The organism is Nonomuraea sp. 3-1Str (assembly GCF_031570565.1).
Lineage (GTDB): Bacteria > Actinomycetota > Actinomycetes > Streptosporangiales > Streptosporangiaceae > Nonomuraea.
Genome location: NZ_JALHBK010000019.1, coordinates 77,205 through 102,332 on the forward strand (window position 1 = coordinate 77,205; position 25,128 = coordinate 102,332).

Here is a 25,128-nt window from a genome sequence, read left to right on the forward strand (position 1 = left end):
GTCACACGCCGACCATCAGGCACGTACCGGAACCCCGGCCCGTCAGGATCGCGGCATCGGGGACGTCGCCCGAGGATCCCGGCCGGCGTCTCGCCGGGCAGGGTGAAGAGGTCAGGATGTGGCCGCTTCTCAGGGCAACATGGGCATCATGCCGAAGACTTCAGCGCGCCTCCTGGCGTTGCTCTCGCTGCTCCAGGCGCGCCGCGACTGGCCGGGGGCGCTGCTGGCCGAGCGGCTGGACATCAGCCCGCGTACCGTACGCCGTGACGTCGACCGCCTGCGCGAGCTCGGCTATCCCATCGTGGCCTTCAAGGGGCCGGACGGCGGCTACCGGCTCGACGCCGGAACGGAGTTGCCCCCGTTGCTGTTCGACGACGAGCAGGCCGTCGCCCTGGCCATCGCGCTCCAGATCGCCACCACCACCGGTGCCGGCATCGAGGAAGCCGCGGCGCGGGCGCTGAACACCGTCCGGCAGGTCATGCCCGCACGGCTGCGCCGCCGGATCGACACCCTCCAGGTCACCGCTGTCGAGCGGCCCGCGATCCGGCCGGACGCACAGGCCGACAGCGGCGTGCTCACGGCGCTCAGCGCCGCCGTCCACGCCCGCGAGGTGCTGCGCTTCGACTACGCCCCCGCGTACCCGCCCGGGGCGGACGACACCGGCGCGCCGGCCCCGCCGCGCCGGGTGCAGCCCCATCATCTCGTCACCTGGGGCGGGCGCTGGTACCTCGTCGCCTGGGACCTCGACCGCGAGGACTGGCGCACCTTCCGCGCCGATCGGATCACCCCGCGCACCCCCAACGGGCCCCGCTTCACCCCGCGCGAGCTGCCCGGGGGCGAGGTGGCCGCCTTCGTGGCCGGCCGGTTCCGGGGCTCCGACAGCTCCGGCGACTGGCCCTGCCGCGGCGAGGTGATCCTCCACCTGCCCGCCGCCGAAGTGTCCCGCCACACCCGCGACGGCGTCGTCGAGGAGCTCGGCCCGAACCGCTGCCGGCTCGTCCTCGGCTCGTGGTCGTGGCCTGGCCTGGCCGCCGCCATCGGCAGGTACGACGCCGACATCGAGGTCGTCGGCCCGCCCGAGCTCAAGGACGCCTTCGCCCACCTGGCCCGCCGCTACGCCGACGCGGCGACCGCCACCCCCGCCACGCCGCCCGCGCCGGGTTGCGCCCCCACCTCCGCCGGGCACGCCTACCTCGACCTCGTGGCGGAAACCCTCTGACTGGGTGGCCCGGCTGACTGGGCCCGGTCTCACACGCCCAGGAGGTCCTCGCGGCCCGCGGTATCCAGCCGGCCGGAGGGCAGGTCGCGCAGGCGGCGCAGAGGGCCGGCGAGCAGGATCAGGCCGCTCAGCGCGAACCCGATCAGCATCACCCACAGCGCTGCGCGCACGCCGAGCGCACCGGCCAGTGCCCCGGCCAGGACGCCGCCCAGCGGCATCGCGCCGAAGTTGACCATCTGCACGCTGGACGTCACCCGCCCCATCAGCTCGCCCGGCACGTACGTCTGGATGAAACCGGAGAAGACCACGTTGCCCGCCACGACCCCCGCGACGATCATCACGCCGCCCAGGACGAACAGCGCCAGCCCGGCGCCGCGCTCCGCCAGGGGGATCAGCAGCCCGGTGGGGGCCAGGCCGGCTTTGCCGAGCAGGACGGCCCGTGCGCTGCCGAACCGCGCCGCCATCGGGCGTGCGACCATGGCGCCGACGATGCCGCCCAGGCTGGTGGCCGCGATCAGCAGACCGGTCTGGCCCGCGCCCAGCCCGACGTCGTCGACCAGGAAGAGCACGGTCAGCGACGTGTAACCGGTCAGGGCCAGGTTGGCCGCGCAGCCGTACAACGTGTTGGCGCGGAGCAACGGATCGCGGGCGACCAGGAGCAAGCCGTCGCGGATCTCGGCGCGCAGGCGGCGGCGGGGCCTGCGGACGGGGGTTTCGCGGCGTTCGATGCGGATGAGGCAGACGGCCGAGACGGCGAAGGTGGCGGCGTCGGCGATCAGGCCGCCGACGGCCGAGAAGAGCTGGGCGAGCAGCCCGGCGAGGCCGGGGCCGGCCAGGTTCGCCACCTGCTCGCTGCCCTGGAGCTTGGCGTTGGCCTCCAGCAGGTCAGGCCCGTCCACCAGGAACGGCAGGTACGCGCGGTAGGCGGTCGCGAAGAACACCTTGGCGGTCCCCGCGGCCAGCGCGACCACGATCAGCTGGCCGATCGTCAGCCGGCCGAGGGCGGCGGCGATCGGAACGCTGAGGAAGGCCGCCATCGACGCCCAGTCGGCGGCCAGCATCACGCGGCGGCGGGGGAGGCGGTCCACCCAGACACCCGCCGGCAGGCCGATGAGCAGCCAGGGCAGCCAGGTGGCCGCCGCCAGCACGCCCACCGCCAACGGCGGCGCGTCCAGCACGGTCACCGCGACCAGGGGCAGCGCGACGCCGGTGACGGAGCTGCCCAGGCTGCTGACGCTCTCCCCGACCCACAGCAGCCGGAAGTCGCGCCGGCGCAGCAGCCCGAACCGGGTCTTCTCGGTGCTCGTCACGGCCGGCCCGGAACCGCGCGGGCGAAGGTGAAGACGGTGCCGCGGTCCCGGCCGTCGTCCGGCAGCTCGCGCTCTGCCCACTTGTTCATCACGGCCTTGAGCTCGGCGGCGTATTCGGCCAGCTCTTCGTCGGTGACGCGGATCCAGGCCTCGGCCGAGAACGGCCCGAGCGGCCAGCGTTCCTGCTCGGACTGGGGCTGGTCCGCCCAGCGGCGCACGTGGCCGGTCTGCCGCTCCAGGTTGAGCGATTCGACGGCCCGCGCCACCGCCTCACCCGCGGCGTCGTCGGCGAAGTCGGTGGAGGACCAGCAGAGCGTGGGAGTGGTCCGGCGCCACCAGCGTTCGCGCCGGTCGCGGGCCAGCTCGGGCGCCTCCTCGATCAGTTCGGCGGCCGCCAGGGCGCGCAGGTGGTGGCTGACGTTGCCGACCGCTTCCCCGGTGTGTTCGGACAGGGTGCTGGCGGTGCACGGGCCGTTGAGTTTCAGCAGGTCGAGGAGGCGACGGCGCACGGGGTGCGCCATGGCTGCCAGGACCCGGGAGTCGGTGATCGCATGATCGTCGTCGGGCACAGCGAGGAGCGTATACGTACAAGAGACATTGCACAACAGCTCTTGTACGTATACGTCCAGGCGGCCCGCGCCGCCGGAGCCGGTGATCACCCCGTTCACCTCGGTGTCGGTGCCGGCGTCGATGGTGACCTGCCTAGGATCGGAGGTCGACCACTGATCCGAGGGGGCGGGAGGCCCGGGGTGGAGTTGACCGGCACGTTGGCGGAGGCCGACTGGGAATCGCATCGCGCCGCGGTCTTCGGGGCGGCCTACCGGATCCTCGGCACCGTGACCGAGGCCGAGGACGTGACGCAGGACGTCTGGCTGCGCGCCGCCGCCGCCGACCTGTCCGAGGTGCGGGATCTGCGGGCCTGGCTGGTGACCCTGGCCGCCCGGACGTCGTACAACGTGCTCAGGTCGGCGCGGGTCCGGCGCGAGTCCTACGTCGGCCCCTGGCTGCCCGAGCCGCTGCTGACCGGGCCCGACGCCGCCGCCCAGGTGCTCCTGGACGAGTCGGTGAGCACCGCGATGCTGGTGGTCATGGAGCGGCTCACCCCCGCCGAACGCGTGGCGCTGGTGCTGCACGACGTCTTCGACCTCCCGTTCGGCCGGATCGCCGAGGTGCTCGGCGGCACGCCCGCCGCGAGCCGCAAGCTGGCCTCCCGCGCGCGGGCGCGGGTCGCCGCGGCCGAGGAGGCGCCCCGGGCGTCCAGGGCCGAGACCGAACGCGTGCTCAAGGCGTTCAAGGCGGCCGCCGACGCGGGGGACCTGGCCGGGCTCGTCGAGCTGCTGCACCCCGAGGCCGTCTACGTCGCCGACGGCGGCGGCAAGGTGACCGCCGCGCGCAGGCCGGTCCGGGGCGCGGAGCGCATCGCCCTGCTGACGGTCAGGCAGATCGAGCTCAGACGCCCCGACGCGTTCCAGATCATCGAGGTGAACGGGCACCCGGCCCTGGCGACCTACCACGGCGGCGAGCTGGTCTGGCTCGACACCGTGGAGATCGCCGACGGGCGTATCACGGTGTTCAGGAGGCTGGCCAATCCGGAGAAGTTCGCTCACCTCGGTCACATCTGAACCCGCCGTCTTGTCTCCCTGCCGAACCATCCCCGGGGTGAGAGAAGGACGAGACAGTGGCACACGTTGTGATCATCGGAGGCGGTTTCGCGGGCGTGTGGAGCGCGGCGGGAGCGGCGCTGGCCCGTGGAGAGGCGGACCTGCGCATCACGCTCATCGCGCCGGACGAGCACATGGTGCTGCGGCCCCGCCTGTACGAGCCGGAGCCGGACCTGGCCAAGGTGGAGCTCGGCAGGGTCCTCGAACCGATCGGCGTCGAGCACCTGCGGGCCCGGGTGAGCACGATCGACACCGGCCGCCGCATGGTGGTGGCCGACGGCGAGGAGATCGGTTATGACCGCCTCGTGTTGGCGGCGGGCAGCGAACTCGTCCGTCCCGAGGGCCTGCCCGGCGCCGAACGGCTCTTCGACATCGACACCCTGGAAGGGGCCCGGCGGCTGACCGGCCATCTGCGCGAGCGGGAGGACTACTCCGCCGTGGTGGTCGGCGCCGGGTTCGTCGGCCTGGAGGCCGCCACCGCGCTGGCCGCCAGGGGCCGGGTGCTGCTGGTGGACCGGTCGGAGGTGGTCGGGCACCAGCTCGGCCCGGGCCCGCGCGAGGCGATCGAGGCGGCGCTGGACGAGCTGGGCGTCGAACGCCGCCTCGGCACGACGGTGACGGAGGTCGGCGAGGGATACGCCGTCCTGTCCGACGGCACCACGGTGGAGGCGGACGCGGTGGTCTGGTCCGCGGGGATCAGGGCCAGCGAGCTCACCCGGCAGATCTCCGACGAGCTCGACCACCTCGGCCGGGTGCCGGTGGACCGGCGGCTGCGCGCCCTGCCCGAGGTGTTCGTCGCCGGGGACACGGCCGCGGCGGCGTTCGACGCCGAGCACACGGTCATGCAGGCCTGCCAGCACGCCACCCCGCTCGGCAAGGTCGCCGGGTACAACGCGGCGGCCGACCTGCTCGGCATGCCGCTGCGCGACTTCACCCCCGGCCCGTACGTCACCTGCCTGGACCTGGGCGGCGCCGGTGCGATCTTCGCCCGGGGCTGGGACCGCAGGGTGATGGCCTCGGGCGCCGACGGCGCGGACATCAAGAAGCTGATCAACCAGCTCATCCACCCGCCGGTCGACGACGCCTCGAAGATTCTCGCCGCCGCCGGCAGCGTCTACCTCGAGCTGCCCTTCTTCCCTCTCGACGAGCTCGACGAGCGGAAGGCCGCCCCCGCCGCATGACCCCCGTACCTCCGGCACGGCTCGTCGGTTGCGGGTCTGATGAGCCTTTCCTGCCGTTGGTGTGAGCCATTCGCCGGCCCGGTACGTCAGAGTAGGCATGAAGATGTGGCGGATCATGCTTCCACCGGTGCTCGTCCTGGCCCTGGGCGCCTCGGGGGTCTCGGTGGCGCACGCGGACGGACGACAGGCGCGAGCGGACGTGCGAGAGGGGGTGGAGGCGCAGCGAAAGACGCTCGTCGACTTCCGGGAGCAGGGCGGTTTCGCGGGACTCGACAACCGGGTGCGGGTGTTCACCGACGGCTGCGGTCAGTTCAGCCGCCGCACCGGTCCGATCGTGAGCTCGTGCCTGACGGGCAAGGAGCTGCGCCGGCTCCGGACCGTTCTGCAGAAACTGAAGGTCGGCACGTCGGAGCCGCAGCCGCAGGGGGCCGACTTCCTCAAGTACACGCTCACCTACAAGGGCCACCGGGCCAGCCGTTACACGCCGCCGACTACCTGGCAGCCGGTGGTGCGGCACCTGGAGAAGCTGCTCACCAAGTACGGGTCGCACGGCTGAGCGTCCCCCTCACCTGACGACCGGTCCGGCCGGGCACCGCTGGTCCACACGTACGGCGGGCCCGGCCGCAGGAGCGCCAGGCGGCCGGGTCCGCGGGGCGTCCTAGACGATCTCGAGGTTGGCCATCATGCCCATGTCCTCGTGTTCGGCGTTGTGGCAGTGGAAGAGGTAGCGGCCGCGGTAGCCGTCGAAGCGGGTGATGATCTCCACGGCTTCGCCGGGCCGTAGCGAGACGGTGTCCTTGAGCCCCGCGTCGTGGGGCAGCGGGGGCCGGCCGCTGCGTGAGAGCACCCGGAAGCCGACCAGGTGCAGGTGGACAGGGTGATGGACGTCGGCCATGAGCCGCCAGACCTCGACGTCGCCGAGCCGGGTGGTGACGTCGGTGCGGGCGGGGTCGAACGGCAGGCCGCCGATCAGCCAGCCGTGGCCCGCGTTCATCCGCCCGGCGCGGAAGGAGAACTCGCGCACCCTGGCGGCGTCCGAGCGCCGCCAGGCCGGCAGGTCGGTGGACAGGGTGCGGGGGATGCGGCTGCCGTCGGCGGCCTCGCGCGCGACCCGGAAGGCCATCACGTCGCGGGTACGGCCGGAGCCGAGCCGGTTGACCACCCTGACGAGGCCGCCGATCGGGACGCCGGAGAAGTCGACGACCACGTCGTAGCGTTCCGCGGGTGCGATCGGCAGCAGCCGGTGGGTGACCGGGGCGGCGAGGAGTCCCTGGTCGGCGCCGATCTGCACGAGGTCGAGCCGGCGCCCGTCGTCGGTGACGGCCTCGAGCTCGTAGTGACGGGCGTTGGAGGCGTTCAGGATGCGCAGCCGGTGGCGGGCCGCGTCGACCTCGTGCACGGGCCACGGCGCGCCGTTGACCAGGATGACGTCGCCGAGGACCCCGGCGAGGTACGGCTCGCGGACGCCGGGCCGTCCGCGCAGCGTGGGGTCGAGGGCGGGGTAGGCGAGGCTGCCGTCGGCGGCGAACGCGCGGTCGGCGATCATGAGGGGCAGCTCGCGCGGCCCGGCGGGCAGGCCGAGCGCCTCCTCGGCGTCGTCGCGCACGAGATGCAGGCCGGCCAGGCCGCGCCAGATCGCGGGGGCGGTGAAGTCCATCCGGTGGTCGTGGTACCACAGCAGCGTCGGCCGCTGGTCCAGCGGGAAGGTGTAGTCCCGCGTCAGCCTGGTCACCACGGCTCTCGGGTCCCGCATGCCGTGCTCGGAGCCGTGCTGCATGTGCTGCATGTGCTGCTCGGAGCCGTGCTCCATGTGCGTGGCGGCGTCGTGCCGGCCTTCGGGCAGGACCAGGTCCGTCGGGTAACCGTCGGAGGCCGCCGGGGTCCGTCCCCCGTGCAGGTGCACGACGGTCGGTACGGGCAGCTCGTTGCGGTGCGTCACGATGATCGGCCGCCCGCGGCGCGACTCGATCGTCGGCCCGGGGAAGGTGCCCTCGTACGTCCACAGCGGTGTCTTCACGCCGGGCAGGATCTCGGCGCTCGCCTCGCGCTGGGTGATCTCGTAACGGTCGGCGCCGCCCGCGGTGCGGACCGGCTTCAGCACGGCGGGAATCGGCAGCGGCACCTGGAAGGGCGCCGGCAGCGGCACGGCGCTGCGCAGCTCGGCACCGGTGGTCGGCGGCCGCCGGGCCAGCGCGGCCGAGGCCGACAGGCCGGTGGCCGCCGTCAACCCGAGCGCCCCGCCGATGCCCAGCGCCCGCCGCCTGGTCATGCCGCGGCTGTCACGCACTCCGGGCCCCCTCACGAAGGAGAGGCCGGCGCCACACGTCGATGAACTGCACCACGACCGCGACGACGGTCATCACCCCCAACGGGAGGTGCAACCACAGCGCGCCGTTCAGCCCGGCGAAGTACTGCACCGTCTCGGCCGCCACCACCGCCGTCGTGGCGAGGAACGGCCAGACCTGGCGCAGCCGGACCCAGACCGCGATCGCGACGATCGCCTGCAGGTACCCGATGGAGGTGACGACGTCGGCGCCGGCCGCATGCAGGCGCAAACCGGCGTAGTCACCGGTCAGATACACCCCGGCGAACACCGGCTGGCCGGCGATCGCCAGCACGTGCGCGCTGACGACGGCCCGCAGCGTCCATCCCGTGGGTGTGGTCCGGGGCGCGGCCACGGTGAGCATGGGGACTCCTCCCGGCTCCGTTCTCGATTTGTGCACGACTCCGACGTTATGACTTCGCAGTTATTTTCTCCAAGATCAATATTGTTATGTCGTTATGCGTCGGGAGTTATGGCGTCGTCGGCTCCCTCGTCGTATCCGCCCTCATCAGTACGACTGTGAGGTGGGCGCGTCACCTCACATTTCGCGGTGCTGTGACGTCGTACTGCTCGGGGGAGCGCATCACCACAGGGCCCCCCATCATCTCGATCAAGGAGAGACGACATGTCGACAGCTCAGGAAGCACGCAACAAGGAGACGTACCACCGCTTCCACGAGGCCATCAACAGCGGCGATCTGGAGATCATCTCGAAGGCGATCGACGAGGTCATCCACCCGGACGCGCGGTTTCACACGACGGAGCTGACCGACATGACGGCGGTGCAGGCGCAGAAGCGCATCTGGGACGTCCTCCTGCGCGCGTTCCCCGACATTCACGTAGCGGTCGAGGACCTGCTCGCCGACGGAGACAAGATCGTCGCACGGCAGACGGTCACCGGCACCAACTCCGGCGCCTACCGCGGCATGCCCCCGACCGGCAGATCCGTCACCTACAACGAGATCTTCATCGCCCGCTTCGCCGACGGCCGGATCACCGACCTCTGGGGAGTCGTCGACGTCTACTCACAACTGCGGCAACTCGGCCTCGTCCAGACGTAGTACCTCGCCGGCTCACGGCAGTTGTCTCGTCGGCCGTCAGTGGCGGGCTCAGCGGCTCACCGGGGTCTCCCGCTCCATGTGCGACAGCTTCTCGGGGTTGCGCACGGCGTAGAGCCCGGTGATGAGCCCGTCGTCGATCCGCACCGCCACGACGGTGTCGAGCTCGCCGTCGAGGTGGACGGTCAGCGCCGGGTAGCCGTTGACCTGTGCCGGCCGTAGCGACGCCGTGCCGGTGATCCTGCTCAGCACCTGGGCCACCATGCCGGCCCCGATGACGGGAGCCAGCGCGGCCTGCTTGATTCCGCCGCCGTCCGTCAGCAGGACGACCTCGGGCGCGAGGATGTCGAGCAGGCTCTGCAACTCGCCGGTCTGGACTGCTCGCTGGAAGGCCTGGAGTGCGGCTCGGTGCTCGGCCGGGGAGCCGGTGCCGCGCGGGCGGCGGGCGGCGACGTGGGAGCGTGCCCGGTGGGCGATCTGGCGGACCGCGGCCGGGTTCTTGTCGACGGCCTCGGCGATCTCGTCGTAGTCGAGATCGAACACCTCGCGCAGCACGAACACCGCCCGCTCGGTCGGCTGAAGCGTCTCCAGCACCAGCAGCATCGCCATCGAGACGCTGTCGGCCAACTCGACGTCCTCCGCCACGTCGGGCGCGGTCAGCAGCGGCTCCGGCAGCCACGGGCCCACGTAGGACTCCTTGCGGCGGCCCAGCGCACGCAGCCGGCCGAGCGCCTGCCGGGTGGCGATCCGGACCAGGTAGGCGCGCTGATCCCGCACGGTGGCCAGGTCGACGCCCGCCCACCGCAGCCAGGTCTCCTGCAGCACGTCCTCGGCGTCGGCGGCCGAGCCGAGCATCTCGTAGGCGACGGTGAACAGCAGGTTGCGGTGGGCGACGAACGCCTCGGTGGCGGGGTCCGGGCCGTCGTGCCCGCTCATGGCGTCGCCGCGATCCGCGGGCGTGCTCTCCGGCGTGCCGGACATGGGCGGCTCCTGTTCGTTCTTCGTCACACCCATCAGACGCCGGCCCCGGCCGTTCTGTGACACCGGGACGGTGGCCCGTTCCTGTGGCGTACGTCACTACGCCGCGCCGTCACAAGGACCGGGCCGTCGGCATCTTGTGTTCGTTCGGCCCAGCCGGGCCAGTTCGCATGAACGATTCGCATCACGAGAGGAATGTCATGACTGCAGCGCTTGAAACCCTTCGCCGTGACTTCGGCGGCGACATCATCGAACCGGGCGGAGCGGAGTACGAGTCGGCCCGTCGCTCGGTACTGGCCTCGGGCAGCCCGGCCTACGTTCTGCGGCCCAAGAGCGTGGGGGACGTGCAGGCGGGTGTCAGGTTCGCCGCCGCCGCGGGACTCGTGCTGTCCGTGCGAGGCGGCGGCCATGCCTTCGCGGGCTTCGGCACCAACGACGACGGCGTCGTGATCGACCTCGGCGGCCTCGCGGACGTGGAGGTCGTCGACAAGGAACGTCACCTCGTGCGGATCGGCGGCGGCGCCACCTGGGGTCAGGTCGCGGCCGCCCTCGCCCCGCACGGCCTGGCGATCTCCTCGGGCGACACCAGGAGCGTCGGCGTCGGTGGGCTGACGTTGACCGGCGGCATGGGCTGGAAGGTCAGGAAGTACGGTCTGGCCCTGGACAACGTGGTCGCCGCGGAGGTGGTCACCGCCGGCGGAGAGGTCGTGCGGGCGAGCGCGCAGGAGAACCCTGAGCTGTTCTGGGCGATTCGCGGCGGCGGCGGCAATTTCGGGATCGTGACCGTCTTCGAGTTCGCCGCACACCCGACGACCGACGTCTTCTACGGCAGGATCGCCTTCCCGGCGGCGGAGGCGGCCGGCGTGCTCCAGGGGTGGGCGGACCACCTCCGCACCGCCCCCGAGGAGCTCACCTCCATCGCGAGCTTCGCCAACCCTTTCGCCGGCGGCCCCGAAGCGCCGGTCGAGATCCAGGTCGCCTTCGACGGCGACGACCCGGAGCTCGCGGCCCGGGCCATCGACCCGATCCGCCGGCTCGGCACGGTGATCGACGACGATGTCGCGCTGAAGCCCTATGAGGACACGCTCGTGGACGGCGTGACCCCGCCGCCCGGCATCCTGCTCGTCACCCGGAGCGCGTTCGTCGGCAAGGAGTCGGTGCCCGAGGTCCTGCGGATCCTCGCCGAGACCGGGGCATCGCAGGGATCGCCGTTCATCGCCGTTCGCAGCGTCGGCGGCGCGGTGTCGCGAGTCCCCGACGACGCCACCGCCTACGCGCATCGCCGGGCGGAGCTGATGGTCATGACCACCAGCGCGGGTCCGGAGCCGGTCGTCGAGGCCGCGCGTCCCGCTCTGGACGCGATCTGGGGGAGACTCGCGCCTCACGTCGACGGCGCCTACGCGAACTTCCTGGCCTCCGCCACCGAGGAGGATGTCGCCGCGGTCTATCCGACCCGGACCTACCAGCGGCTCGCGGCGGTCAAGCGTCGGTACGACCCCGCCAACCTGTTCGCCGGCAACCACAACGTCCGGCCCTGACGAGGGAGCGGTGGCCGGCCGTCGCCGAGGGCACCGCCACATGCCGCCTCCGCCGGCGGAGGCGGGTCACAGGGACGGATGCGGGCGCAGTTCGCGGGGAACGGACCGGCCGGGGGCGAGTCCCGCCGTCCATGCCGCGGCCACGGCGGCGTCGAGCACCGTCCGCACCGGCAGGCCCCGTTCGGCCGCCAGCCGGGCGGCGGGCTCGTACTCCGGCGTGGCCTGCACCACGACGCCGTCCCGGTGGCCCACCTTGACCGGCAGCCGGGCGCCGAGCGCGTCCACGTGCACCCAGCCGCGTTCGAGCGCGGTCTTGCGGACCGTCCGCTCCCGGACGCCCAGGGTCGTGGTCAGGTGGAACATGGCCGCGCGGAGCTCGTCCGCGTGCCCGGGAGGGGACAGCACGCTCAGCGTGTGGGCGGGGCGGCCCTTCTTCATGAGGATGGGCACCAGCCAGGCGTCCGACGCGCCCGCCTCCATGAGGGCGGACAGGACGCTCGGCCACACGCGCGGGTCCAGGTCGTCCACGTTGGCCTCCAGGACCACGGACTCTGCCGGGACCACGGCCTCGGCGGGATCGGCCCCGGGGGCGCCGACGAGCACCCGTACGACGTTGGCCCGGCCGGGCGTGTCACGGGCGCCCGCGCCGACGCCCGTGGCCTCCAGCCGCAGGGGCGGCAGCTCCGTGCACTCCCGGGCCAGCGTGGTGACCAGCGCCATGCCGGTGGGCGTGGCCAGCTCGCCCTGGCCACCGGCGTGGATCCGCCAGCCGGCGGCGAGCTCGGCGACCGCCGGGACGGGCACGGGCAGCTCCCCGTGCGCCGTGACCACCCGCCCGGAGCCCACCGCCACCGGCCCGGCGCTCACCTCGCTCACGTCCAGGTCGTGGAGGGCCGCGCAGACGCCGACCACGTCGGCGATGGAGTCCCAGGCGCCCACCTCGTGGAAGTGCACCTCGTCGGCCTCGATGCCGTGGACGCGCGCCTCGGCCCGGGCGAGCCGGGCGAAGACCGCCAGCGCGTTCTCCCGCACCGGCTCCGCCGGCTCGGCCCGGGTGAGAAGCAGGCGGATGTCCCGCCAGGTGCGGTGATGCCCGTGGCCGGCCGGCGTGACGTGGGCCCGCGTCGCGCGCAGCCCCGCACGGGTGACCTGTTCCCGCCCGAGACGCACCTGCCCCGGCACGACGGCCTCGACGGCGGCCCGTACCGTCTCCAGCCGGGCGCCGGCGTCGAGCAGCGCGCCCAGCAGCATGTCCCCGGCGACGCCCGCCGAGGCGTCGATCCACGCGTGCCTCATCGGCGCAGCCGGTAGAGGACCTCGCCCGCCTGGGGCACGACCAGGGTCTGCGGGTCGGCGGCGAACGCCTCGACGTCGACCTCTGCCGGGTCGAGGTAGCCGAGGTTCGCCCGTCGCACGACGTCCTCGGGGATGCCGGTGGCCAGGGTGACGGTCACCCGGCAGCGCTCGCCGTGCTCCTCGTCGTAGGTGCCCGCGCCGCGCAGGTGCGTGGAGTGGGCCAGCACGCCCCAGTGCAGGTGCTTGAAGCGGTCCCACTGCCGGGTGAAGTAGTCGCGGCAGTGGTAGCCGATCTGCTCGATCTCGGGGTGCATCGCGGAGATCGTCGTGACGTGGGGCGCGTACAGGACGACCTCGCCGCCGTCGGCGACGACCGGCTCCAGCTTGTAGAAGCCCTTGGCGGCGGTCCACATGTCGTCGTACTTGGCCGGGATCAGCGACAGCACCCTGCGCACGGGCGCGTCCAGGTAGCGCACGTGGACCTCGGAGGACACCTCGGCCGCCGCCGCCCACGCCCGCTGCGGCGGCCCGTACGCCATGGCGTGCAGCTCGTCGGAGCCGGACCGCACGACGACGCACAGCGCCAGCCGGCGGGCGGGGATGAGCGAGGCCGCCTCGTGGATGAGCGCGCGCACCGGGGTGACGCCGCGCGTGCCGATGATGTCGGCGCTGGTGATGAGGGCGCCCAGCCAGTGCGACAGGTCGATGATGTCGGCCCCCGCCACGCCGGGGAAGAAGTACTTGTCGCCGCCGGAGAACCCCACCACCTCGTGCGGGAAGACCGGCCCGATCACCAGCGCCACGTCGTGCTCCACGACCGCCCGGTTCAGCCGTACGTCCACCTCGTGACGCAGCAGCCCGCCGGACAGCTCGCCGACCCGGTCGGCGCCGATCGTGCCGAGCGAGACGAACGTGGACGGCTCCCACCACGCGTGGTTGAGCACCGTCATCCCCGGCAATGGCGGAACGTGCGCGGCCAGCTCGGCCTCGCCCATCGGCGCGTGCGTGCCGAGCGCGACCAGCACGGTCAGCCGGGAGACCCGGCCGTGCAGCGCCTCGTGCACCGCCGACAGCAGCAACGGCAGCGGGCAGCTCCGGGTGCCGTCGGGCACCACCAGGCACACGCTGCGGCCGTCCAGATCCTCCTCCGCCAGCCGCTCGGCGACGAAGCTCCTGATCCGCTCCTCGGTGAGGACGGCGTCAGGCCCTCCGATCCGGTACGTCATGGAGGCCAGACGACCACGGCCGCCCCCGCGGGCGCAAGCCGGCGGGGGCGACCAGGGCGAGACGGATGGCGACGAGGGCCGTTTCCGAGTACCTGCGGAAGCTACCTGGCGATCGGCGTCACCGCGATCCTGTCGACGATCGGGGCGTACTTCGAGCGGAGCAGGATGTCGGGGAAGGTGTCGGAGATGTAGGTGCCGCCGTCGAAGCTCGGCAGCTCCTGGGAGGCGAAGGTGACGGTGTTGGCTCCCTTCCTGAGCTGAACCGGGACGCTCAGCTCCCAGAAGTTGCCCGCGTGGAAGGAATGGGGGAACCAGGTCCGCCGGGGCTGGGCGCCGTTGACGGAGATCTCGGCGTGGCGGGCCAGCGGGTCGGGATTGTAGTGGGAGGCGGGGGACTGCTCGGGGTTGGCGTAGCGGACGGTCAGCGCGTACGTGCCGTCGGCCGGGGCGGTGACGTCGAAGGTGAGGGTGTTGGCGTTGCCGGGAGCGCCGCCGATGTCGGTGACGGCCTTGCCGCCGCCGGCCAGCGGGTGGGCGGTGACCCTGGCGGTGCCGGCGAGGCGGGCGGCCTCGGCCTCGTACCAGACGGGCTTGAGCGACCCGTCGGTGTCGGTGACGCGCAGGCGGTCCAGCGCCAGCTTGCCGGCCTGGCCCGTGACAGTGATCTTGTTGACGCCTCCGGACAGGAACGCCTTCACCGTGGTGTCGGCGCTGACGCCGGTGAGGCGCCGGCCGTTGACGTCCAGCCGGCCTCGGCCGCCGCCCTGGGTGTCGACGTTCAGGGTGGATTCGCCGTCATCGGGGGAGTAGACCCAGAAGGTGGCCGTCTGGTCCTTGGAGACCGTCGCCACGCCGGACCCGGAGACCTTCTTGCGGGTGTAGTCGGTGCCGGCGCCCTTGAGGGTGGCGTACTCGGCCTCGTAGATCGTCTCGTCCGCCGCCGGATTGGCGAGCGACAGGTCGATCTTGTCGACGAGTGCGTCGCCCTTCGTGGAACGGGTGCCGTCGAGGCTCCTGGTGGCCAGGGTGACGACGTGCTCGCCCTTGGTCAGCTCGACCTTCGTGTCGGCGTGGTCCCAGACCAGCCAGCGGTAGGCCAGGGGCAGGTGGAGCTCCTGCTCGGCCTTGCCGTCCACGCGGAGGAAGACGTTGGTGGGCCCTTGCTCCTTGACGGCGTCGGCGGTGTTCTGGGAGTTGGCGAAGACCGACAGGTCGTAGGTGCCGTCCCGCGGCACCGAGACCTTGACGTCGAGCGTCAGGTCGGAGCCGGTGCGCAGGCCGCCGACGTCGTGACGGCCGGAGGTGTAGTACCGGCCGACGTCGTCGGGCGAGCCCTGGGGCCCTTCGCGCCGGTAGGCGCTTCCGGTGTGCGCCGCGTCCTCGGCCTCGTAGGTGCTCTGCCACAGCTTGGTCGCCTTGGCGGGGGAGGTGGCGTTGCGGCCGGGGGTGAGGATGATCTGGTAGGCCGAGGACTCCTTCAGCTGCGGCAGCACGTCGCCGAAGGCGAAGGCCACCGAGCCGTCGCTCACCTGCTGGTCGAGCTCGGCGACGACGTCCGGCTGGGCCGAGTCGCCCACCTGGCCGGTCCACGGGATCTCCTGGACCAGGGCGTGCACGGTGCCGCCGAACAGTCTGGTGTCCACGTGGTCGAAGCGGATGCCGGCGTTGCCCGAGGTGCCGCCGAACAGGGCACGGGCCTGCGCCTTGGCCCTGTCCAGGGTGGCGACGCCCTGCAGGGTGTAGCTGAAGTCCGGGCGCGGCGGCGTGACCTTGACGGTGTCGCCGGACAACCGGCTGTAGGCGTTCAGCAGCCACCACTGGCCGTTGCCGCGGTTGGCCTGGACGGCGGAGTCGGACAGGTTGCCGTCGATGTTCCAGTACGCGATGTCGGCGTCGACCTTCGACTCCTCGATGGCCGAGGCCCACTGGATCATCTGGCCGGGCACCGAGGTGTGGTAGTTGTGCGCGTACTCGTTGAGGTTGATCGGCAACCGCTTGCCCGCGTAGGCGGTGCCGTCGAAAGCGGCCTGCTCCCACTGCCGGTACGTGGCGACGGCGCTGCGGATGTGGGCCGGTTCGGACAGCTCGTGCCAGGTGACGACCTCGGGAGCGGTGCCGGCCTGCGCCGTGTGCCGCAGGAAGCCCTTGACGCCGTCGTAGAGCCAGCTGGTGTTGGGGCCGGCGATCCTGGCGTTCGGCATCCTGCCCTTGATCAGCGCGTTGACCTCGTCCCAGGCCTTGAAGAAGTACTGGGGATCGGCGAGCCAGCTGACGTTGTTGTAGCTCCACGAGCCGCTGCCGAACATGTTGCCCTCGGGCTCGTTGAACGGCACGAAGACGACGTTGTCTTGATATTTCGGGTCGAGCTTGCGGACCTGGTCGACCTGCTTGGCGATCTTGGCCTTGTAGTCGTTCAGCCGCTCCTCGGGCGTGTCGCCGGGCCACTGGTAGGGGAAGCCGCGGTAGATGTCGGTCATGTAGATGTACACGTCGCCGTCGGTGGCGTCGGCCAGCGGCTTGACCACCTCCAGCGCGTCGGCGCCGGGGTGCTGCGGGCCGTCCTGGGCCTTGGTCGACACGGTGCGCAGCCCCATGCCCTCCAGCAGGTTGCCCGTGGGGACGCCTTCGCCGTAGACGCCGTACAGCGTGCCGGACGCGCCGCCGTGGAACGGCCCGGTCGGGGCGCCCAGATCGACGGTGAGGTTGTTGGCGATCACCTTGACGGTGGCCTCGACCGGGGTGCCGTACGCGCTGCCCTTGACGGTGAACTGGCCGGGCTCGGCGTACCGTGCCGCGTCGATCGGGTCCCACGTGACCGCCACGCCGCGGCGGATGCCGTCGGAGAACTCGGCGGTGGCGGTCTTGGGCAGGTCGGGCGCGATGCCGGTGTAGGTGGTGACGCCGAAGGAGGTCCGCTCCATCTTCTTCAGCGTGGCCAGGTGGTCGCCGGCCAGCTCGGCGACCTGCTCGGGGCTCATGGCGGCGTCGTAGACGCGGAAGTCGTCCAGGTCGCCGGCCAGGAACGGGTGGCCGCCCCAGAACGCCTTGCCGAGGAAGCCGGAGGTGGTGTTGCCGTCGGCGTGCATCACCGCCGCCAGGTCGATCTGCGCGGCGGTGCTGCCGATGGCCGCGCCGTTGACGTAGTAGGTGAGGGTCCTGCCGTCGATGGTGGTGACGAGGTTGACCCATCGGCCGGTGGGCAGCTTCTGCGTGCCGGGGACGCCGACTTCGACGTTGCCGTTGACCGGCTTGATGGAGGAGCGGGTGGTGGCGTCGCCGGCGAAGGACGGGGTCGCGAAGGTGGCGGTCCCGGCGTCCTTGCCGAGGTTGTAGACCCACTGGAAGTCGGGCCCGCCGTCCCAGCTGAGCCAGGTGGAGATCGTCATGGCGTGGCGGTCGCGGAACAGGCCGCCCGGAATCGTCACGTAGGGGGCGGTGGCCGAGCCGTTCGCGCCGCCGGGCAGGGACAGCGCCTGCGTGCCGTCGGCGCCGGCGGCGGTGGTGGCCGAGCCGGGGTTGACCAGCGTCCCGTCCAGCCCTGAGGGGGATCGGTCCTCGACGGTGCCGCTCGACAGGTCGCCTTCGAAGTCGTAGTGCAGGACGAGCGCCGGGCCGGCGCCGGCGGCCGGTAGGGCGGCCGCCGGGATCGCGGTCATCGTGAGGACGGTCAGCGTGAGGGCGGAGGCGAGGGCGGAGGCGGAGGCGAGGGCGGTGTGCGGCTTGCGGCCGAGAATCCGCCGGGACAAGGGAGGTGCCATGCGCTTTGCCCTTCGGGGGGTGCGGGGGGAGGAGTCGAATCGATTCGGCGAATCGATTCGACTGGACGATAGGCGTCATGCCGCGAAGCGGTCAAGAGCCGGAAACGCCGCCGACACACCGGGGCCATGCCGCCGTCACGCACGGCCGTGCGTCCGGCCCGGAGTCGAGTCCGCCGTGTCCCCGGGTCAGGGGCGGTGCCGGGCGGGTCCGGTCGTGCCGCGCAGCGAGATCGGCGGGGTCAGCAGAAGACGGCGATGCGGGGCGAGCGGGTCGGCGATGCGCTGGAGGAGCAGCTCGACCGCGTGCGCGCCCATGTCGTCGGCGGGCACGTCGGCGGCGGTCAGCGGCGGGTGCAGGTTCTCGGCCCAGTGCCGGGCGGCGACGCCGGCGACGGAGAAGTCCGCGGGCACGGCCAGGCCCGCTCCGGCCAGCGCTCGGTACATGCCGGCGACGGCGGCCTCGTTGATGGTGGCGATGGCGGTCAGCTCCGGGTGCTCGGCCAGCAGCCGCTCGACACACGCCTGCCCGGCCTGGGCGTCGTCCCCGGAGCAGACCCGCACGCCGCGCAGCCCGCGCTCGGCGAGCGCGCGGTCGAAACCGGCCTGGGCGCGGTGGCCGGGGCCGTAACCGGCGGCGACCAGCTCGGCGTTACGGTTGACCAGGGCGACGTGCCGGTGGCCGAGGTCGGCCAGGTGGTGCACGCAGGAGGCGATGAGCGTCTCGTAGTCGAGGTCCACCCAGGACATCTCCTCCGGGTGGCTGGTGTGGCCGATGCCGACGAACGGCATGCCGGCGCCGTTCAGGCGGGCGACGCGGTCGTCCTCGAGCCGGATCTCCATGAGGATGACGCCGTCCACGCGCCGGCCGGTGACGACGCGTTCGAAGGAGCGGTCGTGCTCGCCGCCCGAGGGCGACAGCAGGACGTCGAGGTCGGCGCGGGCGGCGGCGTCGACCACGCTGGCCACGAAGCCCAGCTGCATGTCGGTCAGGCGCCGGCCGGCGGGCGGGATGACCAGGCCGATCGTGCGGGTGCGGCCTTCCTTCAGCGCCCTGGCGGTGGCGTTGGGCCGGTAGCCCAGCTCGTCGATCACCGCCTGGATGCGCCGCTTGGTCCCCTCGGACACGGGGCGCTTGCCGGTGAGCGCGTACGACACGGTGCTGCGTGACACACCTGCCCGCTTGGCGATCTCCCCGATGTTCACCCGCGCGCTCCTCAGTCTGGCAGTCGGCCGGAGACCATCGTAGGTCGAATCGTTTCACGCCGCGGCCCTTCTCTCCCGGGGTCCGTGACGGGGATGTGTCACGGACCGCACACCGTGCCTCCCAGCCCATTGACGCACACGACAGGCCGGGCCTATGTTCGGTCGAACCGATTCGCCGAATCGGTTCGACCGCGGCCCGAGAACAGCCGCGTAACGCTGCGGAGGTCACGCCAAATGAGTTCAGCGTCAAGGGGCCGGCGCGCGGCCGGCATGAGTCTGGCGGTCCTGGCCGCCGCCGGTGGACTGGCGGCCTGCTCGTCGTCATCGTCATCGTCTGACGGCGGCGGCTCGGCGAGCGCCGGCCGGACCGCCGCGGGCGGCGGCGCCTACACGATCTGGGACCCCTATCCGCAGTACGACAAGAGCTCGGAGTGGGTGAAGCTGCTCCAGGCGTGCGGCACCCAGGCCGGGGTGACGGTCGAACGGACCGGCTACGACACCAGCGACCTGACCAACAAGGCCCTGCTGGCGGCCCAGCAGGGCAACTCGCCGGACGTGCTGATCGTGGACAACCCGGTCGTCTCCACGCTGGCCGAGGCCGGGGTGCTGACGACGACCGAGGAGAACAAGCTGGACGTCTCCGCTCTGGCGCCCAACCTGCTGGCGGCCGGGCAGAGCGGCGGCAAGACCTACGGCGTGCCGATCGGCGCCAACACCCTGGCGCTGTACTACAACAAGGACGTCCTGACGAAGGCCGGGGTGGACCCCGCCGGCGTCAAGGACTGGGCGTCGCTGACCGCCGCGCTGGAGAAGGTGAAGGCGGCCGGGAAGAAGGGCATCACGTTCTCGGCGATCGGCACCGAGGAGGGCAGCTTCCAGTTCCTGCCCTGGTTCTGGGGCTCCGGGGCGACCCTCACCAAGCTCGACTCGCCCGAGGGCGTCGCGGCGGTGACCCTGTGGCACGACTGGCTGAAGAAGGGCTACGCCCCCAACTCCGTCATCAACAACACGCAGACCACCAGCTGGCAGGAGTTCGCCGGCGGTGATTTCGCCTTCGCCGAGAACGGCACCTGGCAACTGGCCAACGCCAAGAAGACCGGCTTCGCGTACGGCATCATCGCGATCCCGGGCAAGGACGGCGGCACCGCGCCGGCGCCGACCGGCGGGGAGTTCGTCAGCATCCCCGTGCAGTCCGACACCGCCCGCTACGTCGCCTCGCAGAAGCTGGTGGCCTGCCTGACCAGCACCGACAACTCGCTGAGCACCACGACCACCCTGTCCTACATCGCGCCCACCGAGGCGGTGCAGGCCAAGCAGGTCTCCGCGACCCCGGAGCTGCAGGTGTGGGTGGACGCGGTCAAGGCGGCCAAGGGTCGCACCAGTGACGATCTCGGCACCAAGTACCCGAAGATCTCCGAGCCGATGTGGGGCGCGGTGCAGGCCGCGCTGAGCGGGTCGAAGCCTCCGCAGGAGGCGATGGCCTCGGCACAGACGGCCGCGGCGAGCGCGACGCAGTAACCCGCGATGAACCGAGTCACACAGACGCAGGTCCGCCCCGCCCGCGCCGCCGTCCCGGCGACGGGGCGGGGCCGGTCGGGTCAGTGGGCGGCGTGGGCGTTCCTGGCCCCGGTCGTCGTCTACCTGCTGGTCTTCTACGCCTACCCGCTCTGTCGCAACGTCGAGCTGAGCCTGCGCAACTACACCGTGCGCTCCTTCGTGCAGGGGGACGCGCCGTTCGCCGGGTTCGACAACTACGCCAAGGTCTTCGCCGACGCGACTTTCGGCCCGGCACTGTGGCACACCGTGCTCTTCACCGTGGTGTCGCTGGCCTTCCAGTTCACCATCGGGCTGGCCCTGGCGCTGTTCTTCATCAGGAACTTCCGGCTGTCGGCCACGCTGCGGGCGCTTTTCCTGGTGCCGTGGCTGCTGCCGCTGATCGTGTCGGCCTCGACCTGGTCATGGATGCTCAACAGCGACTCCGGCGTGGTCAACGCCATGCTGAGCCTGCTCGGGGCAGGGCCGGTGAACTGGCTGACCTCGCCCGACTGGTCGCTGTGGTCGGTCATCATCGCCAACGTCTGGATCGGCATCCCGTTCAACCTCGTGGTGCTGTACGCCGGGCTGCAGGGCATCTCGCCGGCCATCTACGAGGCCGCCGCGCTGGACGGCGCGAACGGATGGCAGCGCTTCTGGCGGGTGACCTTCCCGCTGCTGCGGCCCGTCTCGGCGATCACGCTGCTGCTCGGCCTGGTCTACACGCTGAAGGTGTTCGACATCATCTGGATCATGACGAAGGGCGGGCCGAGCGGGTCCTCCACCACGTTCGCCACCTGGTCCTACCGGCTCGGGTTCGGCAACCTGGTGCCCTCCTTCGGCCCCGGCGCGGCGGTGGGCAACCTGCTGATCGTGATGGCTCTGGTGTTCGGGCTGGTCTACATCCGCGCGCAGCGAAGGCAGTCCCCGGCATGAGACACCTCAGAACGTGCATCGGTCTGGTGCTGACGGGCGTCATGCTGTTCCCGGTCTACTGGATGATCAACGTGTCGTTCACCCGCGACACCGACATGCGCAAGAGCCCGCCGAACCTCTTCCCCGTCAACGGCACCCTGGACGGCTACCGCGCGGTCCTCGGCCAGCAGCTCCCGTACCTGGGCGTGAGCCTGGTCGTCGGGCTCGGCACGGTGGCGCTGACCCTGCTGCTCGCGGCGCCCGCCGCGTACTCCCTGGCCAAGCTGCGACCGCGCGGCGGGGGAGCGCTGAGCTTCGTGCTGCTCATCGCGCAGATGATCCCCGGCATCATCATGGCGATGGGCTTCTACGCCATCTTCCTCACCACCGGCGTGCTCAACACCGTCCCCGGGCTGATCGTGGCCGACTCCACCCTCGCGGTGCCGTTCGCGGTGCTGATCCTGACCACGTTCATGTCCGGCATCCCCGAGGAGCTGCTGCAGGCCGCCCGCACCGACGGCGCCGGGGTGGTGCGCACGTTCGTCTCGATCGTGCTGCCCGTCTCCCGCAACTCGCTCATCACCGTGTCGCTGTTCGCGTTCCTGTGGGCGTGGTCGGACTTCGTCTTCGCCTCCACCCTGGACCAGGGCGGCGACCACCAGCCGATCACGCTCGGCATCTACCACTACATCGGCAACAACAACCAGGAGTGGAACGCCATCATGGCCACCGCCGTCGTGGCCTCCGTCCCGGCCACCCTGCTGCTCATCGTCGCCCAGCGCTACGTCGCCGCCGGCGTCACAGCGGGCGCCGTCAAGGACTGACCTGTGAAAAGAAGGGACCCCCTCTTCATGACCGTCGCCGCCTCAGGCCCGGTGTTCTCCCTGCGGGACATCCCGTTCAGTCATCGGGGCTCCTGGTTCGGCTTCTCGCCCGTGATCGCCGAACACACCTATGCCCAGGATGTGCATCTGGTCTCCCACCAGACCGGCATGCACCCGATCCTGCGGCTGGCCCCCACCGCCGAGAGCGACGTCACCGCCACCCCGCACCAGCTCACCTGGAGCCGCGACGACGGCCGGATCGACCTCGCCTACGACGGCGCCGACACGGTGCGGCTGCGCGGACGGGGGCTCGGACTGCGGCTGCTGGCCGCCGACCCCGTGCTGACGCCCTTCAGCGGCCCGTACTTCTACATCGATCCCGTCGACGGATCGTTCGTCTTCACCGTCTACCAGACCGGACGCCGCTATCGGATCACCGTGCTCGGCGGACAGGCCGAGGCGCTCGGCGCGCAGGCGCTCGGCACCGCCGAACGCGGCGTCACGCTGCTGGGCGACTGGGAGATCGCCATCGAGGAGTACGAGACCGCCCGCGCTCCCTACGCCGGCACCGACACCTTCGAGCAGGTGGTCAAGGCGGCGCGCGCCGAGTTCGACGTCTTCGCCGAGGCGGTCGCCCCCTGGCGCAGCGACGCCACGCCCGCCGCCGAGCTGGCCGCCTACGTCCTGTGGTCGGCCACCGTACGGCCGGCCGGATTCGTCACCCGACCGGCCGTGCTGATGTCCAAGCACTGGATGGACAAGGTGTGGAGCTGGGACCACTGCTTCAACGCCATCGCCCTGGGCGGCGGGCTGCCCGAGATGGCGTGGGACCAGTTCCGGCTGCCGTTCGACCACCAGGACGCCGCCGGGGCGCTGCCCGACTCCGTCACCCACTCCGAGATCCTCTACAACTTCGTCAAACCCCCCATTCACGGCTGGACCCTGCGCCACCTCCCGCCGGCGGACGAGCCGGAGGAGACCTACCGGCTCCTGGAACGCTGGACCGCCTTCTGGCTGGAGGCCCGCCGCGTCCCCGGCCACGAGCTGCCGCACTACCAGCACGGCAACGACAGCGGCTGGGACAACGCCACCACGTTCGACCCCGAGCGCGTCGTCGAGACCGCCGACCTGGCCGCCTTCCTCGTCCTGCAACTGCGCGAGCTGGCCCGGCGCGCGCCGGATCCGGCCGCGGCGGCCCACTGGTCCGGCGCCGCCGACCGGATGCGCGACGCGCTGCTCGCCGAGCTGTGGACCGGGGAGCGGTTCGTCGCCCGCGGCGCGCACTCCGGCAAGACCTGGGCCAGCTCCAGCCTGCTCGACCTCATGCCGATCGTGCTCGGCGACGAACTCCCGGAGGCCGTGCACACGGCGCTCGCCGCACGGGTCCAGGAGCACCTGACCACGTTCGGGCCCGCCACCGAGCACCCCTCCTCGGAGCACTACCAGGACGACGGCTACTGGCGCGGCCCGATCTGGGCGCCCTCGACCGTCCTCATCGAGGACGGGCTGCGCCGTGCCGGCCACACCGCGCTGGCCGACGACATCAGCGCCCGCTTCCGCAGGCTGTGCGAGCGGTCCGGGTTCGCCGAGAACTTCGACGCCCGCACCGGCGAAGGGCTCCGCGACCGTGCCTACACGTGGACGGCCAGCGCCTACCTGATCCTCGCCGCCGCCCACGAGCGGCGCCGCCGTCGCCAGGCCTGACCGGATGACCAGGCCGGGGACGGCCGGCCCGGTCAGGTGCGTCCGGTTCCCGTCAGGTGCCGCCGACCGGCGGTGACGTGACGAAGGCGCCGGCGGACGCGGCCAGGACGGCGGTCCTGGCCGCACGGCCGGGGCGGGCCGGGGTCCGGGTGTTGCCGTCAGCGGAGCCTTAGCAAATCCGCCGGAGCCTGGGCCGCTGCTCGTCGCGCGCTGATCGTCATCACGACGAGCCCGGCCAGGACGACGGCGGCGCCGACGTACAGCGGAGCGGTGTAGCCGAGGCCGGCGCTGATGGCCAGGCCGCCGAGCCAGGCCCCCAGGGCGTTCCCGACATTCGAGGCCGACACGTTGGCGCTGGCGGCCAGCGGGGCCCCGTTCGCGTAGTCGGTGACGCGGGTGATCATGCCGGGAACGCCGGCGAACCCGAACAGGCCCAGCAGGAAGACCAGGACCACCGCGGCGACGGGACTGCCGGCCAGCAGCCCGAACGCGGTGAGCGTGACGGCGAGGCCGGCCAGGGAGACGATCAGCGTGCGGTCCCGGTTGCCGTCCGCGGCCCGCCCGCCGGCCATGTTCCCGATCACCAGCCCGCTCCCGTACACGACGAGCAGCCAGGCGACGTCGGCGCTGGAGAAGCCGGTGATCCGGGTGAAGGTGTACGCGATGTAGCTGAACGCGCCGAACATCCCTCCGTAACCGAGCGCGGTGGCCGCCAGCGTCAGCCAGACCTGCGCGGAGCGGAACGCGCGTAGCTGGACACGCAGGCCGCTCAGGCCGGAAGCCGTCGAGGGATGCCCGCGGTCCACCGCGCCCGCCCAGTGCGGCACCAGCGCCGCGATGGCGATCAGCGCGATCACGCCGATCGCGGTGATCGCCCAGAACGTGGCCCGCCAGCCCCAGCGTTCGCCGATCAGGGCGCCGAACGGCACGCCCAGGACGTTCGCGAGTGTCAACCCGGCGAACATCACCGCCACCGCCCTCGACGCCCGCTCCGCCGGAACCATCCGCCGCGCGACGAGCGAGCCGAGGCCGAAGAACGAGCCGTGACACAGGGCGGCGACGACGCGTCCGAGCAGCATCATCGGGTAGCCCGATGCGACGGCGGAGAGGAGGTTGCCGACGAAGAACAGCGCCACCAGTCCGACGAGGACCGCCTTGCGGGACAGTCCGCTGGTGGCGGCGGTCACCACGATCGCGCCGACCGCGACGCTCAGCGCGTATCCGGAGATCAGCCACCCCGCCGCGGCTTCGGACACGGCCAGGCTCCGGCTCACCTGCGGAAGCAGGCCCGCGATCACGAACTCGGTCAGGCCGATCCCGAAACTGCCGAGGGTGAGCGCGATGAGCCCGACGGGCATACGTTTGCCGCCGTTCGCCTGAGATGTCATCCGGACATCATCCA

The 25,128-nt window shown here is 72.0% G+C and carries 20 protein-coding genes; 10 read left to right on the forward strand and 10 right to left on the reverse strand.

Annotated features, from left to right (window positions below; genetic code table 11):
• The first annotated feature begins 148 nt into the window (after positions 1-148).
• Positions 149-1,219, forward strand: coding sequence for a WYL domain-containing protein (locus MTP10_RS27255; protein WP_310712536.1), 1,071 nt, complete (start codon positions 149-151; stop codon positions 1,217-1,219).
• 29 nt (positions 1,220-1,248) lie between these two features.
• On the opposite strand, the gene MTP10_RS27260 is transcribed toward MTP10_RS27255, so the two are convergent.
• On the reverse strand, positions 1,249-2,529 hold the full coding sequence (locus MTP10_RS27260; RefSeq protein ID WP_310712537.1) for an MFS transporter: 1,281 nt from the start codon (positions 2,527-2,529) through the stop codon (positions 1,249-1,251).
• Positions 2,526-3,098, reverse strand: coding sequence for a helix-turn-helix domain-containing protein (locus tag MTP10_RS27265; protein WP_310712538.1), 573 nt, complete (start codon positions 3,096-3,098; stop codon positions 2,526-2,528). The genes MTP10_RS27260 and MTP10_RS27265 overlap by 4 nt, the downstream gene beginning before the upstream one ends.
• 180 nt (positions 3,099-3,278) lie before the next feature.
• Between MTP10_RS27265 and sigJ the strand changes: the two genes are divergently transcribed.
• The 3 genes from sigJ to MTP10_RS27280 all read left to right on the forward strand — a co-directional run bounded on the left by sigJ (position 3,279) and on the right by MTP10_RS27280 (position 5,927).
• The gene (gene sigJ / locus MTP10_RS27270; protein WP_310712539.1) at positions 3,279-4,151 is read left to right on the forward strand and encodes an RNA polymerase sigma factor SigJ; all 873 of its coding nucleotides are present in this window, start codon (positions 3,279-3,281) and stop codon (positions 4,149-4,151) included.
• 56 nt (positions 4,152-4,207) lie between these two features.
• Positions 4,208-5,371, forward strand: coding sequence for an FAD-dependent oxidoreductase (locus tag MTP10_RS27275; protein WP_310712540.1), 1,164 nt, complete (start codon positions 4,208-4,210; stop codon positions 5,369-5,371).
• Positions 5,372-5,486: 115 nt separating this feature from the next.
• A complete protein-coding gene (locus tag MTP10_RS27280; protein ID WP_310712541.1) occupies positions 5,487-5,927 on the forward strand; it encodes a hypothetical protein in 441 nt (146 codons plus the stop codon).
• 102 nt (positions 5,928-6,029) lie between these two features.
• Here the strand turns inward: MTP10_RS27280 and MTP10_RS27285 are convergent, their stop codons facing one another.
• A complete protein-coding gene (locus tag MTP10_RS27285; protein ID WP_310712542.1) occupies positions 6,030-7,658 on the reverse strand; it encodes a multicopper oxidase domain-containing protein in 1,629 nt (542 codons plus the stop codon).
• Entirely contained in the window at positions 7,651-8,058 is a 408-nt protein-coding gene (locus MTP10_RS27290) for a hypothetical protein (RefSeq protein ID WP_310712543.1), read from the reverse strand. Before MTP10_RS27290 ends, MTP10_RS27285 begins: the two co-directional genes overlap by 8 nt.
• Positions 8,059-8,319: 261 nt before the next feature.
• On the opposite strand from MTP10_RS27290, the gene MTP10_RS27295 reads away from it, so the two are divergent.
• Positions 8,320-8,754 carry an ester cyclase gene (locus MTP10_RS27295; RefSeq protein ID WP_310712544.1) on the forward strand — a complete coding sequence of 145 codons (435 nt, stop codon included), beginning with the start codon at positions 8,320-8,322 and terminating at the stop codon, positions 8,752-8,754.
• A 48-nt stretch (positions 8,755-8,802) separates the two neighbouring features.
• Here MTP10_RS27295 and MTP10_RS27300 read toward each other — a convergent pair whose 3' ends face one another.
• Positions 8,803-9,687 carry an RNA polymerase sigma-70 factor gene (locus MTP10_RS27300; protein ID WP_310712612.1) on the reverse strand — a complete coding sequence of 295 codons (885 nt, stop codon included), beginning with the start codon at positions 9,685-9,687 and terminating at the stop codon, positions 8,803-8,805.
• A gap of 242 nt (positions 9,688-9,929) precedes the next feature.
• Here MTP10_RS27300 and MTP10_RS27305 point away from each other — a divergent pair, with 242 nt between their 5' ends.
• A complete protein-coding gene (locus MTP10_RS27305) occupies positions 9,930-11,267 on the forward strand; it encodes an FAD-binding oxidoreductase (RefSeq protein ID WP_310712545.1) in 1,338 nt (445 codons plus the stop codon).
• A 66-nt stretch (positions 11,268-11,333) separates the two neighbouring features.
• Here MTP10_RS27305 and larC read toward each other — a convergent pair whose 3' ends face one another.
• From larC to MTP10_RS27325, 4 genes are all read right to left on the reverse strand, one after another.
• Positions 11,334-12,563 (reverse strand): nickel pincer cofactor biosynthesis protein LarC, encoded by a 1,230-nt coding sequence (gene larC / locus MTP10_RS27310; RefSeq protein ID WP_310712546.1) that lies wholly within the window; start codon positions 12,561-12,563, stop codon positions 11,334-11,336.
• On the reverse strand, positions 12,560-13,789 hold the full coding sequence (locus MTP10_RS27315) for a lactate racemase domain-containing protein (RefSeq protein ID WP_310712547.1): 1,230 nt from the start codon (positions 13,787-13,789) through the stop codon (positions 12,560-12,562). Before MTP10_RS27315 ends, larC begins: the two co-directional genes overlap by 4 nt.
• 101 nt (positions 13,790-13,890) lie before the next feature.
• The gene (locus MTP10_RS27320) at positions 13,891-17,547 is read right to left on the reverse strand and encodes a LamG-like jellyroll fold domain-containing protein (protein ID WP_310712548.1); all 3,657 of its coding nucleotides are present in this window, start codon (positions 17,545-17,547) and stop codon (positions 13,891-13,893) included.
• 186 nt (positions 17,548-17,733) lie between these two features.
• Positions 17,734-18,750, reverse strand: a complete 1,017-nt coding sequence (locus tag MTP10_RS27325; protein WP_310712549.1) for a LacI family DNA-binding transcriptional regulator — start codon at positions 18,748-18,750, stop codon at positions 17,734-17,736.
• Positions 18,751-18,984: 234 nt separating this feature from the next.
• On the opposite strand from MTP10_RS27325, the gene MTP10_RS27330 reads away from it, so the two are divergent.
• Genes MTP10_RS27330 through MTP10_RS27345 form a run of 4 tightly spaced genes read left to right on the forward strand, consistent with a single transcriptional unit; the run spans position 18,985 to position 23,726 of the window.
• Positions 18,985-20,268 carry an extracellular solute-binding protein gene (locus MTP10_RS27330; protein WP_310712550.1) on the forward strand — a complete coding sequence of 428 codons (1,284 nt, stop codon included), beginning with the start codon at positions 18,985-18,987 and terminating at the stop codon, positions 20,266-20,268.
• Positions 20,269-20,274: 6 nt separating this feature from the next.
• Entirely contained in the window at positions 20,275-21,219 is a 945-nt protein-coding gene (locus MTP10_RS27335) for a sugar ABC transporter permease (RefSeq protein ID WP_310712551.1), read from the forward strand.
• The gene (locus MTP10_RS27340; RefSeq protein ID WP_310712552.1) at positions 21,216-22,022 is read left to right on the forward strand and encodes a carbohydrate ABC transporter permease; all 807 of its coding nucleotides are present in this window, start codon (positions 21,216-21,218) and stop codon (positions 22,020-22,022) included. Before MTP10_RS27335 ends, MTP10_RS27340 begins: the two co-directional genes overlap by 4 nt.
• Positions 22,023-22,025: 3 nt before the next feature.
• Entirely contained in the window at positions 22,026-23,726 is a 1,701-nt protein-coding gene (locus tag MTP10_RS27345) for an MGH1-like glycoside hydrolase domain-containing protein (RefSeq protein ID WP_310712553.1), read from the forward strand.
• A gap of 158 nt (positions 23,727-23,884) precedes the next feature.
• Here the strand turns inward: MTP10_RS27345 and MTP10_RS27350 are convergent, their stop codons facing one another.
• Positions 23,885-25,114: an MFS transporter gene (locus tag MTP10_RS27350; protein ID WP_310712554.1), complete on the reverse strand. Its 1,230-nt coding sequence runs from the start codon at positions 25,112-25,114 to the stop codon at positions 23,885-23,887.
• Positions 25,115-25,128 lie beyond the last annotated feature (14 nt).

Coding starts and splice junctions, on each gene's coding strand:
- MTP10_RS27255 (WP_310712536.1), top strand. CDS start 149: ATGCCGAAGACTTCAGCGCGCCTCCTGGCGTTGCTCTCGCTGCTCCAG.
- MTP10_RS27280 (WP_310712541.1), top strand. CDS start 5,487: ATGCTTCCACCGGTGCTCGTCCTGGCCCTGGGCGCCTCGGGGGTCTCG.
- MTP10_RS27290 (WP_310712543.1), bottom strand. CDS start 8,058: ATGCTCACCGTGGCCGCGCCCCGGACCACACCCACGGGATGGACGCTG.
- MTP10_RS27295 (WP_310712544.1), top strand. CDS start 8,320: ATGTCGACAGCTCAGGAAGCACGCAACAAGGAGACGTACCACCGCTTC.
- MTP10_RS27300 (WP_310712612.1), bottom strand. CDS start 9,687: ATGAGCGGGCACGACGGCCCGGACCCCGCCACCGAGGCGTTCGTCGCC.
- MTP10_RS27305 (WP_310712545.1), top strand. CDS start 9,930: ATGACTGCAGCGCTTGAAACCCTTCGCCGTGACTTCGGCGGCGACATC.
- larC (WP_310712546.1), bottom strand. CDS start 12,563: ATGAGGCACGCGTGGATCGACGCCTCGGCGGGCGTCGCCGGGGACATG.
- MTP10_RS27315 (WP_310712547.1), bottom strand. CDS start 13,789: ATGACGTACCGGATCGGAGGGCCTGACGCCGTCCTCACCGAGGAGCGG.
- MTP10_RS27320 (WP_310712548.1), bottom strand. CDS start 17,547: ATGGCACCTCCCTTGTCCCGGCGGATTCTCGGCCGCAAGCCGCACACC.
- MTP10_RS27330 (WP_310712550.1), top strand. CDS start 18,985: ATGAGTTCAGCGTCAAGGGGCCGGCGCGCGGCCGGCATGAGTCTGGCG.
- MTP10_RS27335 (WP_310712551.1), top strand. CDS start 20,275: ATGAACCGAGTCACACAGACGCAGGTCCGCCCCGCCCGCGCCGCCGTC.
- MTP10_RS27340 (WP_310712552.1), top strand. CDS start 21,216: ATGAGACACCTCAGAACGTGCATCGGTCTGGTGCTGACGGGCGTCATG.
- MTP10_RS27350 (WP_310712554.1), bottom strand. CDS start 25,114: ATGACATCTCAGGCGAACGGCGGCAAACGTATGCCCGTCGGGCTCATC.